14 protein-coding genes are annotated in these 19,038 nt (G+C 53.4%); 7 read left to right on the top strand and 7 right to left on the bottom strand.

Annotated elements, in window-relative coordinates; translation table 11 throughout:
* Positions 1 to 166 precede the first annotated feature (166 nt).
* Both KKD83_08275 and KKD83_08270 read left to right on the top strand, forming a co-directional pair.
* A complete protein-coding gene (locus KKD83_08275; protein MBU2536140.1) occupies positions 167 to 3,226 on the top strand; it encodes a hypothetical protein in 3,060 nt (1,019 codons plus the stop codon).
* Between the two features lie 103 nt (positions 3,227 to 3,329).
* The gene (locus tag KKD83_08270) at positions 3,330 to 4,346 is read left to right on the top strand and encodes a hypothetical protein (protein ID MBU2536139.1); all 1,017 of its coding nucleotides are present in this window, start codon (positions 3,330 to 3,332) and stop codon (positions 4,344 to 4,346) included.
* Positions 4,347 to 4,384: 38 nt separating this feature from the next.
* Here KKD83_08270 and KKD83_08265 read toward each other — a convergent pair whose 3' ends face one another.
* Positions 4,385 to 5,017 (bottom strand): MBL fold metallo-hydrolase, encoded by a 633-nt coding sequence (locus KKD83_08265; protein MBU2536138.1) that lies wholly within the window; start codon positions 5,015 to 5,017, stop codon positions 4,385 to 4,387.
* A gap of 124 nt (positions 5,018 to 5,141) precedes the next feature.
* Here KKD83_08265 and hrcA point away from each other — a divergent pair, with 124 nt between their 5' ends.
* The 4 genes from hrcA (at position 5,142) to KKD83_08245 (ending at position 10,734) form a co-directional block, all read left to right on the top strand.
* Entirely contained in the window at positions 5,142 to 6,152 is a 1,011-nt protein-coding gene (hrcA, locus tag KKD83_08260; protein MBU2536137.1) for a heat-inducible transcriptional repressor HrcA, read from the top strand.
* Positions 6,153 to 6,216: 64 nt separating this feature from the next.
* On the top strand, positions 6,217 to 6,765 hold the full coding sequence (locus KKD83_08255; GenBank protein ID MBU2536136.1) for a nucleotide exchange factor GrpE: 549 nt from the start codon (positions 6,217 to 6,219) through the stop codon (positions 6,763 to 6,765).
* Complete coding sequence (gene dnaK, locus KKD83_08250; protein ID MBU2536135.1) at positions 6,766 to 8,691, top strand: molecular chaperone DnaK; 1,926 nt, start codon at positions 6,766 to 6,768, stop codon at positions 8,689 to 8,691.
* Between the two features lie 210 nt (positions 8,692 to 8,901).
* Complete coding sequence (locus tag KKD83_08245; GenBank protein MBU2536134.1) at positions 8,902 to 10,734, top strand: TIGR03960 family B12-binding radical SAM protein; 1,833 nt, start codon at positions 8,902 to 8,904, stop codon at positions 10,732 to 10,734.
* Here KKD83_08245 and KKD83_08240 read toward each other — a convergent pair.
* The 4 genes from KKD83_08240 to KKD83_08225 all read right to left on the bottom strand — a co-directional run bounded on the left by KKD83_08240 (position 10,731) and on the right by KKD83_08225 (position 16,216).
* Positions 10,731 to 11,495 (bottom strand): 3-oxoacyl-ACP reductase FabG, encoded by a 765-nt coding sequence (locus tag KKD83_08240; GenBank protein MBU2536133.1) that lies wholly within the window; start codon positions 11,493 to 11,495, stop codon positions 10,731 to 10,733. The two genes, KKD83_08245 and KKD83_08240, sit on opposite strands and share 4 nt — an antisense overlap.
* Positions 11,492 to 14,014: a DNA gyrase subunit A gene (gyrA, locus tag KKD83_08235; protein MBU2536132.1), complete on the bottom strand. Its 2,523-nt coding sequence runs from the start codon at positions 14,012 to 14,014 to the stop codon at positions 11,492 to 11,494. Before gyrA ends, KKD83_08240 begins: the two co-directional genes overlap by 4 nt.
* Positions 14,015 to 14,027: 13 nt before the next feature.
* Complete coding sequence (locus KKD83_08230; protein ID MBU2536131.1) at positions 14,028 to 14,846, bottom strand: tetratricopeptide repeat protein; 819 nt, start codon at positions 14,844 to 14,846, stop codon at positions 14,028 to 14,030.
* Positions 14,847 to 14,950: 104 nt separating this feature from the next.
* On the bottom strand, positions 14,951 to 16,216 hold the full coding sequence (locus tag KKD83_08225) for a hypothetical protein (protein MBU2536130.1): 1,266 nt from the start codon (positions 16,214 to 16,216) through the stop codon (positions 14,951 to 14,953).
* Positions 16,217 to 16,383: 167 nt separating this feature from the next.
* Between KKD83_08225 and KKD83_08220 the strand changes: the two genes are divergently transcribed.
* A complete protein-coding gene (locus tag KKD83_08220; GenBank protein MBU2536129.1) occupies positions 16,384 to 16,602 on the top strand; it encodes a NifU family protein in 219 nt (72 codons plus the stop codon).
* Positions 16,603 to 16,619: 17 nt separating this feature from the next.
* On the opposite strand, the gene KKD83_08215 is transcribed toward KKD83_08220, so the two are convergent.
* Positions 16,620 to 17,837 carry an aspartate kinase gene (locus KKD83_08215; protein MBU2536128.1) on the bottom strand — a complete coding sequence of 406 codons (1,218 nt, stop codon included), beginning with the start codon at positions 17,835 to 17,837 and terminating at the stop codon, positions 16,620 to 16,622.
* Positions 17,837 to 19,030, bottom strand: a complete 1,194-nt coding sequence (locus KKD83_08210) for a cofactor-independent phosphoglycerate mutase (protein MBU2536127.1) — start codon at positions 19,028 to 19,030, stop codon at positions 17,837 to 17,839. Before KKD83_08210 ends, KKD83_08215 begins: the two co-directional genes overlap by 1 nt.
* Positions 19,031 to 19,038 lie beyond the last annotated feature (8 nt).

The raw sequence follows: 19,038 nt of genomic DNA, 5'->3' as shown, positions 1-19,038 counted from the left end.
TGCGGTACTGGTAATCGCGCTCATCGTCCTCATCATGAGGACCAGACGAGCGGTCTAAGGTACGGTATCGGTAACACTCCGTAACTCCGAGAGCCCCCCGAATGGGGGGCTCTCTTTTTGCCCAAAGCTATTGACTTTGCTTCCACCCAAGAGTAGAATTCGCCACATGGCAAAGTTAAAGTTGCTTTTATCACTTGCCTTGCTTGCATCCATGCCGATATTTAGCCTGGCACCAAGCACCTCTGTCTCTGCCGATGAAGTCAAATGGAGCCGGGTGAACACTCCGGCTGAAGGAAACGCCGGCAACTGGCTGCTGGCCAATGGTTCTGACGTTCAGCACCTGACGATGTCAGCCAATGGCACCCTCTATGCTTACGTACCAGGGCTTTCCTATACTCTTTATCGGTCCACAGATGGTGGTTACCGCTGGTCATATATCGGTGATGTCCAGGACAGCATTGTGGACATTGCCATCTCCCCGCAGGACGAAAACACCATTTACTACGCTACGACAGCCAACGTCCGCCGCTCCACCGATGGTGGTAAGAAATTTGTCCAGCTTGCCGCCAATCCGGGCGGGGCGGGAAGCAATAATATAGAGATTACTGATATCGCTGTCACCCATCCCAGCAGCAACATTATCGCCGTCGCCACCAGAGACACGGACAGCTCTGAATTCGGAGGCGTTTACATCCTGGATGAGGAACCGGTGATAACCAGCTGGGTCGATAGCAATATCGGCAGCTATGACGTTTACGCCTTGGCTTTCTCGCCAAGCTACGCAACCGACTGGCAGCTAGTGGCCGTGGTTACCGATGAGACTGATACCCTGGTGCGGTTTAAAATCGGTGATGCTGGCTGGGGTGCTACCTTCGGCAATGCCAAGCTCGACAAAGACAACTCGGGAACACCTGCTTCCGTGGCCGCTAACAACTCTGCTGCTATTGCTTTCCCCACAGAATATGAGGGCACATCTCCAGATGCTACTTTATTCGTCGCTATTGATACCGGCACCGGTGCCGGCGATGCCTACAAAATTGTCACCGGGGAGTCGCCGGGAAGTTCCAGCGCCACCGACCTCAATGTGGGCTCTGCTTATAGTATTAGCAACATCGATATTACCGGCCTGGCAGCGGCCAGCGCTGATAATGCTATATACCTGCTGGCTGGAGCCGCCAATAGTGCTCAGACCTATTACAGCGAGGACGATGGGCGCAACTGGACTAAAAGCCGAAAAGAGCCTACCGGCGGTTCCAATACCTATGTACTCATGAACACCGACTCTAATAGTGATTACAAAGCATATGCGGCGACCAGCGGCAGTGACAGCGCCTTCTCGTTGAGCGACGATGGAGGAATTATTTGGAATCAGGTTGGTTTGATTGATAACTATATTTCCGACATCACAGATTTCGCGCCTTCACCTGATTATAATCAAGATAACACGCTTTTTCTGCTGACTTTCGGGGGTAATTACTGCTTTTGGCGAAGTACTGACGACGGGCAGAAATGGGAAAGGCTGTTGTCCAGCAGTCTGGATGGTGTTGATACCATCGACCTGATTGAGCCTTCCCCAAAATACGGAAATGACAGCCAGGTTCTGTTCCTGGCCGGAAATAGCAACGGTCAGTCGGTACTGTGGAAATCAGTTGATAACGGGCAGCGGTATGCAAAGCACCTCGCCATTGACCCTGATTCCGGCATCTCGTTGCCAGTTCACGCCTGGACCGTGGTTGATGATGACACTCTGTTCATTGGCAGTTACGTCGGCAGTAATGCTTATGTCTACCGCACGACAAATGGCGGCTATACCTACCAAAGCGGAACCATTGCGGGCAGCCAGACGATAAACTCCATTATGCTATCACCCGACTTTGACCACGATGCAACGATACTCATTGGCAACAGTAATGGCTGGGTCTATCTTTCTAACAATAATGGGGAAAAATTCGAACCGTTGCCACCTGATGCTACGTCGCCGCCGCTCAGCGGATCAGTATCCGTGGCTTTTGATCCAGATTTCAGCAGCAATCATATTGTCTATGCTGCCAGTACCACCGCCGGTAAAGGAGTTTACCGCTTTAAGATAGGTTCCAGTGATGAGTGGGAGAGCATCGATAGCACGCTGCCCAGCGGCGGGACACTCAACCAGGTAATCGCTACTCCCAGTGGAGTGCTATATGCCAGCAACACAAAGGCTGACGGCGGTATGGAACGCTGCCTTAATCCTACCTACTCACTCGGCCCCACTTTTGAGACAATTACCCGAGGGCTCAGCGATGGTGTAAAGTTGTCCGGCCTGTGGTACCATGGTTTTCACTTGTGGGCAATCGATACTAATCAGGCCCGATTACTTACCTTTTACGATAGTCTTACCTCGCCTGTCACGTCACTCTCACCTGCCGATAACGGAGATGGCATTGGCACTCTGATTAACCACACCGTCAGTAACGTTCACTTAGACTGGGACGCGGAGGGCGGTGCAACCACATATGAGTGGCAGCTTGACTTTGATACCGACTTTTCTTCCGTCCCCACCGACTTTGAAGGTACAACCAAAGCAAGCACAACAAGGTTACCAACCCTTGAGCCAGCAACGACATATTACTGGCGTGTACGCGTAAAAGAGCCGGTATTGAGCCATTGGTCGTCTAAATGGTTGTTCACCACCTGCCTGGATACGGATACAACGAACATCCGGCTGGAGAGCCCTGAATCGGGGGAAATGGGTGTCCCCGTCAAGCCGTTGTTTCAATGGAGCGCAGTGCCTGAAGCAGTAACCTACGAATTACTCGTATCAAGCGATATTCAGTTTTCCAACCTGGTTATTAGCCGAACCGGTGATTTTTCCCTGCCCGCTACTGCCTGGCAGGGCAACCTTGATCTCAATCTCGGTACCACTTACTACTGGAAGGTCAGGGCCATTAGCGCTGATACCAAAAGTGCCTGGAGTGCGGTTGGCATATTCACCACCGAGCTGCCACCACCATCTTTGGTGCAACCATCGGCGCCGCCAACGGCAATGATTCCCATACCTGCCCCATCACCAGCAACGCCACCGGTGCCCCCGGCTCCACCACAACCGTCGCCACCCGTACCACCGTCGTCGGCACCGGTCCAGCACACCCCTGACTGGGTGGTCTACCTTATTGGCGCACTCCTTCTCGCTATCATTCTGCTCATTGTTACCATTGTGGTGCTTGCGCTAGGTCTTAGACGCAGCTAGTTATCCCTACAGACGGATATTAAACGATGCCCTGTGTTACCCTTTGCCTATACGCATAATATAGGATAGAATATATTATAAATTTGAAGGTATGAGGTCATAAATGGCAAGGTGTCCCAACTGTGGCCAAGAGACGACCGGTAGCGGTGATTACTGTCAGTACTGTCAGTATCCAATATTGAAGGGCGGTCGTGCCAGACAGCAACGGGCGCAAGTACTTGCCAGGAGGCAGGCCGAAGAAGCGGAAAAGGCAGCCAGGAGAGAAATTGAACGCGAGGAAAGGGAAAAGGCTAAACGAGAAGCTGAAGAAGCCAAGAAAGCACAAGAAGTTGAGAGATTGGCCAGAAAGCAGGCCGAAGAGGAAGAGAAAAGGGCTAAAGCAGTAGCCGAACGCCAAGCCAGGGAAAAGGCCAAGCAAGAGACTGAAGAGGCCAAGAAAGCACAAGAAGCTGAGAGACTGGCCAGAAAGCAGCCCGAAGAAGCGGAAAAGGCAGCCAGGAGAGAAATTGAACGCGAGGAAAGGGAAAAGGCTAAACGAGAAGCTGAAGAAGCCAAGCGAATTGAAGAGGAACAGAAAAAGGCGGTAAAGGAAGCGGAGGAGGCGGAGAAAAGAGCTAAAAAGGATGCCGAAATAGCCGCCAGAGAACAGGCCAAGCGTGAAGCAGAAGAAGCCAAGAAAGCCCAGGAAGCTGAGAGATTGGCCAGAAAGCAGGCCGAAGAGGAAGAGAAAAGGGCTAAACCAGAAGCGGAACGCGAAACCAGGGAAAAGGCTAAACGAGAAGCAGAAGAGGTAAGGGAAAAAGCAAGACTTGAAGCCGAATTAGCCAAGAGAGCAAAAGAAATCGAAAGGCTGACCAAACTGGAGGAGGAACGCGAAGCCAGGGAACAGGCCAAACAGGAAGTCGAAGAAACCGGGAAAGCCCGAGAGGCTGAGGAATCAGCCAGAAAGCAGGCCGAGGAAGCGGAAAAACGGACGAGGCAAGAGGCGGAAAAAGAAAAGCAAATTATCGATAGTCTAAAACAGATTCAAGATGTCTGCAAAGAATTACAAGACGGGAAAGTCAGCACTAAAGAAGCCTTAGAGAAGCTCAAGGATATTTCGGATAAAATACCAGAGTAGTCAGGGTTTTACTTTTCCCACCAGAGCTACGACTTATTTCAGTAATCAAGCAGAAACACTTGTGTGCTCATGGGGAGGCTTGAAGGATTTAAGGAAAGCTTTGGCTGGGAGGCCGGCCGCTCTATTCCCATCTCTTTCATAAAGCTGTCCACGGGTGCCAGTTCCCGCTTAATGACGGGCGTTTTGTAGTGCATCGGTATCACCACTTTGGGCTCAATCTGACGGATTACCTCGGCGGCTGTGGATGCGTTAATCGTGGACCCTCCGCCTACGGGAAGGAGGAGCACATCCACATCATCAACTTCTTCCACCTGCTCTGTTGTGAGCACATGACCCAGGTCTCCAAGATGACAAACCGTAATACCGTCGACCTCTATGAGATAGACGGTATTTTTGCCTTTTATTTTGCCTCCATCGGCGTCGTGAAAGGTCGCAATGCCGATTATCAGGACGCCTTTAATTTCATATTCGCCGGGGCCGGTAATTACCTTTGGGTCGCCACCTATACCCGTATCATAAGCATGGGAGTGATGCTGATGGCTCACGGTGACAATGTCAGCGGTCGGTTTACCCAGTGTGTAGCCTATATCCGGTGGAAATGGATCGGTGATTATGGCTGCCTGTTTGCCCCTGATACGAAAACACGAATGGCCCAACCAGTTAATATCCATCCTGCCAAATATATCACAGGCAGGCATAATGGTCAAGGAAATAACGCTTGACAATATGGGGGGCAAGATGCTAAATTATAACTGATTAGCACTCTCGGGCTTAGAGTGCTAATTGGAGTTTAAAATGCTATCTCCGCGAGCGGAAACCATACTGAACCTGATTATATCAAAGTATATTGACCAGGCGGTGCCGATCCCTTCCCAGAGCCTTGCCCGGGAATCGGCGCTTGGGGTTAGTCCAGCCACCATCCGCAATGAGATGGCACGGCTGGAACACGAAGGGTACATTATCCGCGCCCATCACTCCGCCGGCAGCGTGCCTTCGGATAAGGGCTACCGTTTCCATGTAGAATCTCTCAAAGATATCTTGCTTTCTGAATCGGAGCAACGGTTGATCAGCCACCTTTTTCACCAGGTTGAGCGAGACCTGGAGAAGTGGTTGAGCCTGGCAGCGACGCTGCTGGCGCAGCAGGCACAGAATATGGCAGTCGTGACCACCCCCAAGCCGACAGGTTGTCGGTTCAAGCATATGGAACTGCTGTCCCTGCAGGACACGCTGGCTCTTGTGGTTCTTGTCCTTCACGGTGCCAAAGTTAAAGAGCAATTAATCACGTTCGACGAGGCAATTCCGCAGCCAAGCCTGACCGTCATGTCCAATAAGCTCAGCGCTGCTTTTTCCGACCGGAACAGAGCGCAGGTCGCGGAGAGAGAAATCGACCTTTCCCCTGCCGAAGAACAGATTAAAGAAATCCTGAGCCGTATGATGCAGGACGAGGATGAGCAGGAGTATGAAGAGCCGTATCTCGATGGCTTTCATTTCATGCTCAGCCAGCCCGAGTTTACACACAGCGATAGAATACGCAATCTCATGGAGCTGGTGGAGAAGCGGCGCCTCACCAAGACCATCATTCCGAGGGAGTTGGAAAACCAGAAGACGAGGGTCATCATCGGTAGCGAAAATGAGGATGAAACCTTACACGACTACAGTATCGTGATAAGCAAGTACGGCATCTCCAACGAAGCCGTAGGCACGATTGGCGTTCTTGGCCCTACCCGTATGCCCTACTCACATACCATCCCCACGGTTGACTATCTGTCCAAGATACTCAGCGAGTTGATGTCTGGACTCTACTGAAGCACGCGAATGAATTCGTGACTTAAGTCATAGGCAAATTTCATAAGATAACGTAAGATAGATTATGATGTCATCGGAATCAGAAGAAAAGCAGGACATGGACGCGGTATCAGAGGTCGCTGAAAATGAGGATGTGGAAAGCCTGGGGCAGGCACTGGTTGAGGAACAGGAAAAGGCAGAAGCCAACCTGGCCGGCTGGCAGCGGACTCAGGCCGACTTCGCTAACTTCAAGCGGCGCAGCGAGCAGGATAGGGTGGAATACACCCGTTTTGCCAATGCCAGTCTCATGCTAGAAATTTTACCTGTCCTTGATGACCTGGAGAGAGCGCTCGAGCATGTGCCGGCAAAATTGGCCAGCATCGCCTGGGTGGATGGTGTTAACCTTATCTATCGTAAATTCAAAGCCACCCTGGAAGCGCAGGGGCTTACCCAGATTGAAGCGCTGGGGAAACCATTCGACCCCAACCTTCATGAAGCGGTAAGACAGGATAAAGGCAAGGAAGGCATCATTATCGAGGAAATACTAAAAGGTTACCAGTTACATGACAAAGTTATTCGCCCGACCATGGTAGTGGTGGGCAATGGAGAAGACACAGAGAAGGAGGAAGAGTAAATGGGAAGAGCTGTTGGAATTGACCTGGGAACAACGATGAGCGAAGTGGCGGTGATGCAGGGTGGCGAGCCGGTGGTCATACCATCGGCCGAGGGCAGCAACCTGATACCATCGGTAGTGGCAGTAAGCAAGAACGGAGAACGATTGGTCGGGCAGATAGCCAGGCGCCAGGCAATCGTCAATCCTGAAAATACCATTTACAGCATCAAGCGGTTTATGGGCCGCAAATGGGGAGAGCCTGTCGGGCGTGAACTCCCGGTGGAAGAGGACGCCAAGCGCAAGACCTACAAAGTGACTAAAGGGAAGAACAATGAAGCCACGGTGGTGATGGGAGACAAGGAGTACCGGCCTGAAGAGATCTCGGCCATGATTATGCAGAAATTGAAGACGGATGCCGAGGCCTACCTCGGGGAGCAAGTAACCGATGCCGTGGTAACCGTGCCCGCCTACTTTAATGATGCACAGCGACAGGCAACCAAAGATGCCGGCACCATCGCCGGCCTCAACGTGCTGCGCATTATCAATGAGCCCACCGCAGCGTCCCTCGCCTACGGCCTTGATAAAAAGAGAGAGGAGACTATTGCCGTCTATGACCTGGGCGGTGGCACCTTTGACATCTCCATCCTTGAGATTGGCGAGGGCACTTTCCATGTCAAATCAACCGCCGGTGATACGCACCTCGGTGGCGATGACTTTGACCAGAGAATCATAGACTGGCTCGGCGACGAGTTCAAGCGCGACCAGGGAATCGACCTCAGGCAGGACAAGATGGCATTGCAGCGCCTGAAGGAAGCCGCGGAGAGGGCGAAGACTGAACTCTCCACCGTCCAGCAGACGGAAATTAATCTGCCCTTCATTACCGCTGACGCCAGTGGCCCGAAACATCTGAACTACACGCTCACACGGGCGAAGCTGGAGCAGCTGATTATAGACCTGGTGGAGAAGACCCTGGGTCCCTGCAAGCAGGCGCTGGAAGACGCCGGCAAGACCGCTGGTCAAATCAATGAGGTTATCCTCGTCGGCGGACAGACCCGGATGCCGCTGGTGCAGGACAAGGTCAAGCAGTTTTTCAACAAGGAGCCGCACAAGGGCGTGAATCCGGATGAGGTGGTTGCCGTCGGCGCCGCCATTCAGGCCGGTGTGCTCAAGGGTGAAGTAAAGGAAGTCCTGCTGCTCGATGTTACCCCGCTTACCCTGGGCATCGAGACACTGGGTGCTGTGGCCACACCCCTAATCCCGCGCAATACCACCATACCCACCTCCAAGAGCCAGATTTTCAGCACCGCTGCCGACAACCAGCCGAGCGTGGAAATCCACGTCCTGCAGGGGGAACGGCCCATGGCCGCCGACAACCGCACCCTGGGTCGCTTTATCCTTGATGGCATCCTGCCCGCGCCGCGCGGTATACCCCAGATTGAGGTCACCTTCGACATAGATGCCAACGGCATCCTCAATGTCAAAGCGGTGGACAAGGGCACCGGCCGCGAGCAGAAGATAACCATCACCGCCTCAAGCGGTCTGAGCAAGGAAGAGATAGACAAAATGCAGAAAGATGCGGAAACGCATGCCGCCGAAGACAGCAAACGACGCGAGGAAGTGGAAGCCCGTAATATGGCCGATACCCTCGCCTTTACCGCCGAGAAGACCCTCCGCGACAACAAGGACAAGATACCCGCCGAACTGAACCAGGAGGTGGAAGCCAAGGTCGCTGCTGTGCGCTCGGCGCTGCAGGGCTCAGATGTTGAAGCCATCCGGACGGCCAGCCAGGAGTTAAACGACGTAATGCAAAAAGTCGGCGCTGCGGTGTACCAGCAGCAGCCCCCACCACCCCCGGAAGGTGAGGCACCTCCCGAACAGGAAGGTGGCGGAGAAGGCGGCGGCGGGGAAGGTGAAGGCACCGTGGAAGGCGAATTCCGCGAGGTGTGAAAGGAGTTATAGAGGGGCTTCGCCCCTTTTACCCACCTCCCCCTCTCCTTCAAAGGAGAGGGGGATTCAGGGGGTGAGGTAGAAAACAATCTGCCAACTCACTCTGGAAGAAGGCTAAACAAGGCTAAAAAGAGAGGCTTCACCTCTCTTTATTGATTTTATCCCCCTTTTAAGATAAAGTCAGATATCCCGTTAGCACAGAGGAACAACTTGACCAATCTAAATGATATTCTGCCCAAAGTAACCAGGCCAGGGCGCTACACCGGCGGCGAGTGGAACAGCATCGCCAAGGACTGGGACAGCACGCCGATAAAAATCGCCCTCAGCTACCCCGATACCTATGAAATCGGCATGTCCAATATCGCCCTGCCCATTCTCTATGACTTTTTCAACCGCCAGCCGGACACGCTTGCCGAGCGTGTCTTTGCGCCGTGGGTGGATATGGAAGCAGTGATGCGGGAAAGAGACATGCCTCTCTTCAGCCTTGAGTCCAAACGTCCGCTAAAAGACTTTAATATCATCGGATTCTCCCTCGGCTATGAGCTCACCTACACCAACGTGCTGAATATGCTTGACCTGGCGCATATCCCGGTTCTCGTCGCGGAGAGAGGCGAGAACTATCCATTTATCATCGCCGGTGGCAGCACTGTGCTGAACCCCGAGCCAATGGCCGACTTCATCGACCTCTTTGTCATCGGCGACGGGGAAGAGGTCGCCCTCGAGCTTCTGGAGGTTTACCGCCAGTGGAAAAAGGCGGGCGGTTCCGGAAAGAGCGATTTCCTGCGGCAGGCGGCACCCATTCCGGGCATATATGTTCCCGGCCTGTATCAGGTAGAATATCAGGCTGACGGACTCTTGACCAGCTTCACGCCGACCGTGCCGGAAGCAAAATCACGCATCCAGCGGCGCATCGTGGACAAGCTGCCGCCACCGATAACCAATCAGGTTGTTCCCTATATTGAGGTCGTGCACGACCGCGGCGCCATAGAGATACAGCGGGGGTGCAGTCGTGGCTGCCGCTTCTGCCAGGCAGGCATTATCTACCGTCCGGTACGGGAGCGCCCAAGGGAAGAGGTACTCAAGGCAGCGGGCGAAATCATCGGCCGCTGCGGCTACGATAAAATATCCCTGGTCTCGCTGAGCACCGGCGACTATGGCGGCATTGATGAGCTGGTCACCGGTCTGGTAGCTGAATACCCGAACCTTGCCCTATCGCTGCCCAGCCTGCGCATCAGTCAATTTTCCGTCCGGTTGATGGGCACGCTCCCGGAACGCAGCAGGACGGGACTGACCTTTGCCCCGGAGGCTGGCAGCGAGCGACTGCGTCGAGTCATCAACAAAAATACTCCGGAAGAAGAACTCCTGGAAACGGCGGCCATCGCCTTTGAGCGGGGTTGGACGGGCTTAAAACTGTACTTCATGCTCGGCCTGCCCACGGAGACAGCCGAAGATGTCGCCGAGATTGTCAGGCTGGTAGAGAAAATCCGCTCCCTGGGAAAGCAGGTGAGTGGAAAGGTGCCGAGCCTGAGGGTCAGTGCCGCCACTTTTATCCCCAAGCCGCACACCCCTTTCCAGTGGGTGGGTCAGGAAGATGAGAAGCAGTTAAATGCCAAGCATGAAATTTTAAGGCAGGGGCTGCGCCGGCTGGGAGCAAAGCTTTCCTGGCAGGACCCGAAGGCCAGCCTTCTGGAAGCAGTTATATCACGCGGCGACCGGCGCCTGGGCGCGGCAATCCACCGTGCCTGGAAAATGGGCGCCAAATTTGATGCCTGGAACGAGCATTTCAATTACGAGAACTGGCGCCGTGCTTTCGACGAGAGCGGACTTGACCCCGCCTTTTACGCACACCGTCAACGCACTTTCGACGAGTTGCTGCCCTGGGCGCACATCGACCTGGGAATATCGACTGCTTTTCTGAAGAAGGAGTACCGCTTTGCCATGGAGGGCAAAGAAACGCCTGACTGCCGCTATAACGACTGCTATTCCTGTGGACTGCAACGCCGGCATCCCGGCTGCCGGCAGAAGCTCAAGGCCAGAAGCTAGGTCGTAGAGATGCCGCCATCCGCCACAAGGGTATGACCGGTGACATAACTGGAAGCGTCCGAGGCCAGGAAAAGAGCCACGCTGGCCATCTCTTCCACCGTTGCCCAGCGCTCTATCGGTATGGTAGCGTCGATCTCCTTGCGGATTTTGGGGTCTTGCCACTGAACCTTGGTAAGTTCAGTCATGATCCAGCCTGGGGCGATAGCATTTACCCGTATATAGGGAGCAAATTCCAGCGCCAGCACCCGGGTGAGCATGATAATGCCCGCTTTGGAAACGGTGTAACTGACCCGGCCTGAGGCCGCCACGATGCCCCGCATCGAGGCGATATTGATGATGTTGCCCCGCTTTTGCTCCATCATTATTTTCCCCACCGCCCTTGACAGAAGAAAACAGCTCTTCAGATTGGTGTCAAGGACCTTATCCCAGTCCTCTTCGCTGTGTTCAAGCACCGGTGTCCTGATACCGGTTCCGGCGTTATTGACCAGAACGTCAATAGCACCGAACTCAGCCATCGTTTGCTTTACCAGATTATCTATATCGACGCTATTAGCGACATCGGCGGTGACCGCCAGCGAACGTCGCCCCAGTTTCCTTACTTCCTCCGCCGCCAGCTCCAGTTTCCCATCCAGATTTCGACTGCAGACCACCACATCGGCGCCTGCCTCGGCAAACATGAGGGCAATTCCCTTGCCTATCCCGCGAGAACTCCCGGTAACAATAGCCACCTTGCCGGCCATCGAAAGGCTGGGCATACTCATTTCCTGCCCTCCTTCTTTCCCTTTTTCGCGGCTGGCTTTTTCTCTTTATTGTCCGTCCTATCCCGGCTCCCTTCCTTTCCCCCATCAAAGGCGGCCACCGCCACCACCTCGCCCCCGGCCTCCAGCTTCATCAGCTTTACTCCCTGCGTACTCCTGCCCTGCAGGGTAATGCCCTGCCGGGGGTCTTTTTCCTTTACCGGGATGCGGGTGACAATACCATTGGCCGATATAATCATCACCTGTTCCTGGAAGGTAACCACTTTGGCCGCCGCGATTTCACCGGTCTTCTCGGCAACTTTAAAAGTCCTGACCCCGCTGCCGGCCCGGCGCTGTCGTGGATACTGCTTGAGCGGCGTCAGCTTGCCGAAGCCTCCGCTGGTTACGACCAGCAGGTACGCTTCCGCGTCAACACGGTCCAGGCTGACAACACGGTCGTGAGCGGCAAGACGAATGGCGCGCACGCCTCCACTTACCCGGGAACTCGCCCGCAGGCTGGCCACGGTAAACTTGATTGACTGGCCTTTCCGCGTAACCTGTATAACGTCGTCTTTATCCGTGGCCAGACAGGCGCCCACCAGCTCGTCGCCCTCGGCCAGGTCCATGGCAATGAGCCCGCTACTGCGCACCACAGCGAATTTGTCCACCGACGTCTTCTTTATTTCTCCTTTAACCGTGGCCAGAAGCAGGTATGTCTTTGGTGTAAAATCAGTCACCGCCACTATTGCCGTCACCATTTCTCCCTCGACAACGGGGAAGAGGTTGACCACGGCCGTACCCCGCGCGATACGGGAGCTGTCCACCGGCATTTCATGGCACTTCAGGCTGTAGACCTTACCCCGGTTGGTGAAGAAGAAAATGACATCGTGCGTATCGGCCACGGTGAGTATTCGCACCGGGTCGCCCTCCCTGTTCACCGCACCAATTATCCCCTTGCCACCGCGGTGCTGCGGGGTGTAAAGGTGGGCGGGGACTCGTTTAACATAGCCACGGCTGCTCAGGGTCACCACCATCCTCTGGTGCGGGATGAGGTCTTCTTCACGGAACTGCACCTCGCCATCGGCAACGATTTCGGTCCGCCGCTCGTCACCGTACTTTGTCTTCAGGTCATCCACCTCCCCCTCGATTAGGAGGAGCATGCGGCGCGGATTGGCGAGAAGGTCTTCCAGATAGGAAATCGTTTTCAGTACCCCGAGGTATTCATCGAGTATCTTTTTCCGCTCCAGACTGGCCAGACGGCGTAACTGCATATCGAGAATGGCCTGCGCCTGTATCTGGGTCAGGCCGAAGTTGTTCATCAGAGCCAGGCGCGCCGCCTCTGCCGTCTCCGATTTGCGTATGGTGCTGATTATCGCGTCAATCTGGTCGAGGGCGATTTTCAGCCCTTCCAGAATGTGTGCCCTGGCTCTGGCTTCTTTCAGTTCGAATTTGGAACGACGGGTGATGACCTGATGACGGAAATCAATGAAGCTCTGGAGCGCCTGTTTCAGGCTTATAACTCTCGGTTGCCCGTCTACGAGCGCCACCATATTGGCGAAAAAAGCGGACTGCATGGCAGTATGTTTGTACAGGTTGTTGAGCACCTGCTCCGGGAAGGCCTCTCTCCGCAGCTCAATGACGATGCGCATGCCGTTGCGGTCAGATTCGTCACGCAGGTCACTTATGCCGGTGACCTTCTTGTCCTTGACCAGCTCCGCAATCGTCTCCATCAGGTGAGCCTTGTTCGTCTGGTAAGGGAGTTCGGTGACCACGATTTGACTGCGCCCGGTCCGGGCGATATCTTCAATGCGGGCTCTGGCCTGAACCACAATTTTACCGTGTCCGGTGGCGTACGCGCTTTTAATCCCGTCAACGCCCCTGATAATGCCCGCGGTGGGAAAGTCCGGCCCCTTGACGAACTGGGTCAGCTCTTCAATGGTCGCGTTGGGATTATCGATGAGATATGAGACGGCATCGCAGACCTCATTCAGGTTGTGGGGCGGGATATTGGTCGCCATGCCGACGGCAATCCCTGAGCTCCCATTGAGGAGAAGGTTCGGAATGCGGGTGGGTAGCACTTTCGGCTCATTGAGGCTGTCATCAAAATTGGGCATGAAGTCGACAGTATCTTTCTCAATATCAACCAGCATCTCACCGGCGATACGGCCCAGCCTCGCTTCGGTATACCGCATGGCGGCTGGAGGGTCATTGTCCACGCTGCCGAAATTGCCCTGCCCGTCCACCAGCGGATAGCGCATGGAGAATTCCTGCGCCATGCGCACCATAGCATCATAGACCGAAGTATCGCCGTGAGGATGATATTTACCCAGTACCTCTCCAACGATACGGGCGCTCTTGCGGTGCGCACGGTCAAAGGTGAGGCCCATGTCATTCATGGCGTAAAGAATGCGCCGGTGCACCGGTTTCAATCCGTCACGCACGTCCGGTAGAGCGCGGGACACTATCACACTCATGGCGTAATCGAGATATGAGCTCTGCATCTCCCGTTCTATTGATACCGGCTTCACCGTGCCAATTGTCATGGGCTATGACCCCCTATTCTTCTTCGCTGACGGACTCGTCACTGATGTCAGTAGACTCCTCCGGCAATACTTCTATTTCATCGCCGCCAATAATGGTGTAGCCAGATTCCTCCGGCATTATTTCCTCAATTTCAGACTCAAGCTTGAAGACCTTTTCGTCAACGTAAGGCTTGGTTTCCCCCACTCCTTTTGATGGAAAAGACAGTTTCCCTATCTGGCTCGGGTCCTGATAGACCTCACGGATAATAACGGTCATCGCTTCTTCAGTGGAGCTCACCACCGCCGCCGAATACTTGTTGCCGCCATCCATCAGTTTAATCAGGCGCTGCCCGTTCTTCGGGTCAACATGCCCCACGTACTGCCCGAGGTCATCCTCAACTACCAAACGGATACCAATTATCTTGAGAAATACCTCATCGCCGGCGACGAGGCGGGCGCGTACCTGCGTTGGCGCCAGATGATAGAGGTTTATCACGCCAGCCTTGCCGATTTCCTCAATGAACCGATGCGGCTCAACCTTACGTGCCGTGCTTTCGGCGGTGACTTTAGCCTCACCGAGATAGTTCAAGCGTTGCAGGTTCTTCTTGGCAATGGTGTTGAAAGGGTCAAGCTCGGCGGTTCGGCCATAAGCTTCTTTGGCCTGCCGATATTCTCCCAGTTCCATATAAGCACGGCCCAAGCGATTGTGGGCATCCACATCGTTAGGGAAGTCCTCCAGAATTGCCTTGTTGGCGGCAATTGCCTCCTGCCAGCGACCCTGCATTGCCAGGTCTATTGCCTGCTTGGTGCGCTGCCGTTTCAGGCTCGCCAGTCTCTCTTCCTGGTACGTCATCATCCCCCCTGAAAAAATAAGCCCGATTGCAAGCATTATATTCTACATTAAACAGGTCAACGAAACAAGGGGATTGGTTCTACTCAATCTTGGTTGTTGGCTCATTATATGGTCTCCATCCTTAACATATCTTCAGGAGCAACCAATTGCACTTCTATCCCTTCAGCCGTTTCAATCTCAAATTTCCGTTTTCTAGCCCCATCATCAAAGCCAATTTGGGATACTACGAGAACCATTTTGATAGGCTGAGGCACGTTAGGGTGATATTTTGCGTCAGTAATGAATTTACTAAGAACATCATATTTGATTACAAAAGATTTGACCTGTATGGGTATGCCGTCACGTGTAATACCATCTACACCTTTATCAGGATGAGGTTTCATAGCTTTATAATATTCATTAACCCAATCCTCAAAATGACGAGGGTTCATCTCTAAAATCTCCCCTGAGTCTCTAGTTATATATTTTGACCGTGCAAATAATTCATGTCCCCGATTCCTGATAACAGTAAAAGCTGTAGGCAACTCTCCTAGTCTCCTCTCAGAAGTATCAATATCAATTCCTATAAATTTACGATTCCACTTTGACGCTACTATGACAGTTGTGCCACAACCACAAAAAGGGTCTAACACTAAGTTATCCTCATTACTAGAAGCTTTTATTATCCTCTCCAGTAATTCCTCTGGTTTCTGAGTGGGATAGCCAAGACGTTCCTTTTCCTCACGATTCAATGCAGAAATAAACCACCAATCTTCTGGCACTTTACCCAAAGGATTTACTTTGTATTCTTTACCTTTAACGATTTTTCTACCACTAGATATATAACCACCGCTACTTTCATAGGGGATTCTCACAGGGTCAGCATTGAATATAAATGAATCACTTTTTGTATAATATAAAATGTTATCGTGTTTACGCGCCCATCCCTTTTTAGGTCTACCACCAAGTTTATAGCACCAAATAATCTCATTCCTGAAATTGTTAACCCCAAATATTTCGTCCATTATCATTTTGAGATAATGGGATGCCCTATAATCGCAATGTAGATATATACTGCCAGTCCTTTTCAGTACGGTCTTACAAGCCTTCAATCTCTCTAGCATGTAATACAAGTATGAGGCAAAATCGGGACGCTTAATAGCTATGTATCGTAACCACTGTGGGGCTTTCTCTCTCATTATGTCGGCTTTTTCAGACCAAAAACGCTTGGAATCTTCATAGGATACTTCCATAGCCTCAGGACGCCATATCCCTTTCTGAACCTTACCAGTAAAGAATGGCGGGTCTAGATAAATGAGGTCTATTGATTCTGGGGTTATATCATGATTCAAAACAAATAGGCAATCCCCATGATAAAAAGTATTTTCCATAATATACCTCTACAATTTTTGCCTTATTTTATCATATTAAGGGTATTATATACCTTTAATAGCCACCAACCAAGATTGACTAAAAGGGGATTTTGTGCTGGTTTGACTATAACTTTCGCAGTATATAAAATAAAAGATAGAGCTATTTTTTCCTATAGGAGTTTGTGATGCAGGACAAAGTCACGGAGGTAATGGACAAGATTCGCCCCGCCCTACAAAGAGACGGCGGCGATGTGGAACTGGTCGAAGTTAATGATGGCACCGTGAAGGTCAGACTGACTGGTGCCTGTGCTGGCTGCCCGATGTCCACCATGACGCTCAAGATGGGGATTGAGAAAATCCTGAAAGAGCAGATACCGGAAGTTAAAGAAGTAGTGGCGGTTTAACGCGGCGGGGCAGCCGCCTATTCTTCTTCGATCTCAAACGCCCGATGCAGGGCACGCACCGCTTCCTGGACCTCTTCAGCGTTAATGATACACGTTATCCGCACTTCCGAGGTCGTAATCAAATGGATATTGATATTGTTCTCGCTGAGGGTGCTGAACATACGGGCGGCAAAGCCGGGAGTATTCTGCATCCCGGTGCCGATGATGCTCACCGCACCCAGTTTATCATCGCTGGCGCACTCTCTGGCATTGATCTGTGATGCGATTGGCCTGACCACCTCCATCGCCCGGGCAAGGTCGCCCTTGACCACGGTAAAGGTCAGGTCAGTGATACCCTGAATGCTGGCGTTCTGCACAATGGTATCCACGCTGATTCCCGCTTTGGCAAGGGGGCTGAAGATAGTAGCGGCAATCCCGGGGCGATCCGGTACACCGACGACCGTTATCTTACCTACATTGAGGTCATATACAATACTTCTTACCTTGTCCCGAACTTCCATTGATACCCCTCCATGTATTAGAGTCCCCGGATTCTCCGTAAAGCTGGAGGCCACCAGGATGGGAATATTGAACAACTCCCCTAGCTCCACCGCCCGTGGGTGTACCACCTTCGCTCCGTAAGTCGCCAGCTCCAGCATCTCCTCATAGTGTATTTCGTCAAGATGATGTGCTTCGGAAACCAGGTGCGGGTCAGCACTGTATACCCCTTCAACATCGGTGTATATCTGACACACTTCCGCCCCCAGGCTGGCCGCCAGTGCGACGGCCGTGGTATCCGAGCCACCCCGCCCCAGTGTAGTGACATCCATGTCATCGGTAATGCCCTGAAAGCCGGCCACGATGACGATATTCCCTTTATCCAGCTCTTTGACCACCCGCTTGGGCTCTATCTGAAGGATGCGCGCCCGACTATAAGCTGAATCGGTGCGAATTCCAGCCTGAGCACCGTTGAGGCTGATAGCCTGATAGCCCATGCTGTGCAGCGCCATGGCCAGCAGGGTGCTGGTGACAACTTCACCGGTAGAAAGCAGGACATCAAGCTCGCGGTTGTCCGGTCCCTCCGAAATCTGATAGGCCAGCTGGATAAGTTCATCTGTGGTATCCCCCATTGCCGAGACGACCACCACCACCTGGTTGCCCTGGTCCCTGGTGCGGGCAATCCGCTTGGCCACGTTCTTGATGCGCTCGGCATCGGCCACCGATGTCCCGCCGTATTTCTGCACGATTAATGCCATTATCCGCCAGCCTTCGCCACAAGTTTATTCATAATTGTATACCCTTTCTCGAGGAAAAGGCCAGTTCTTTTCGCTTCGTCCTCGGTAAACCTGCCGGCGCCGTTTGGCTTTACCCCCGCTCCCCAGATGAGAAAGGGCACGGGGTCATCGGTATGGGTCTGCACGAGTATCGGGGTGGGGTGGTCAGGCATAATGAGAAGGCGGATATCGCCCGGATATGCGCGCAGTCGGCTGACCACCTCGGCATCGATTTTCTGAATGGCCTCGATTTTGGCGTCGATGGCGCGGTCATGCGCCGCCTCGTCCGGCGCTTCAATGTGAACTACCACCAGGTCATATTCCGACAGTGCCTCAATGGCTCCGTTGGCCTGCGCCGCATAATCGTTATCTATGTTGTCGGTTACGCCGGGGATATCCAGTACCTCCATCCCGGCAAGCTGCGCCAACCCGTCGAGCAAATCAACCCCCGAGGTCATGGCTGCTCCGAGGCCGTACCTGCCTTCAAAAGACGGCATATCCGGCAAGCGACTGCTCCCCCAGAACAGCCATATCATGGTGGCCGGTATGACACCGCGCGCTATCCGTTCCCGGTTCACCGGGTGTTTTTTGAGAACCGCCTCCGAGCGTGCCATCAGGTCGCGCAGCACTTCGCTTCCCTGGCCACGGGGCAGGTGTTCGGCAATTGCCTTCCCGGGAATATCGTGCGGCGACGTGCACTCGGCCTGGAGTGTCTCCTCGTGCCCCTTGATTTTGCAGATATGCCGGTAGCTGACGCCGGGGTAGAACTGCACCTCATCGCTGGCAAGGGTTGCATTCAGGGCATCAATCATGGCATGGGCTTCCTCGGTGCTGATGTAGCCCGAGCTGTAGCTCCACATCTTCCCGTCCCGAACTGCCACCAGGTTGCAGCGGAACACCACCTCCCCATCGCTGATGGGAATACCCATGCTCCTCGCTTCAATGCCGGCGCGGCCCTTATAATACACTTTCGGGTCATAGCCCAGCACCGACATGCAAGCGCAGGCGCTGCTCGCCTCCATGCCGGGCGGCACGGTGCGGGCCAGCCCGACGGTGCCTTCTTTCGCCAGCGCATCCAGGTTGGGTGTGTGTGCCAGCTCCAGAGATGTCTTTCCCGCACGCTCGGGGATGGGATATCCGGAGGCCCCATCCATGATTAAAATAACGTATTTCATCTGCTTTC

The sequence above is a fragment of the Chloroflexota bacterium genome (genome assembly GCA_018829775.1).
Classification (GTDB): Bacteria; Chloroflexota; Dehalococcoidia; order Dehalococcoidales; family RBG-16-60-22; genus E44-bin89.
Note: the sequence above shows the minus strand (reverse complement) of the source record. Positions and strands in the feature narration are given on the sequence as shown.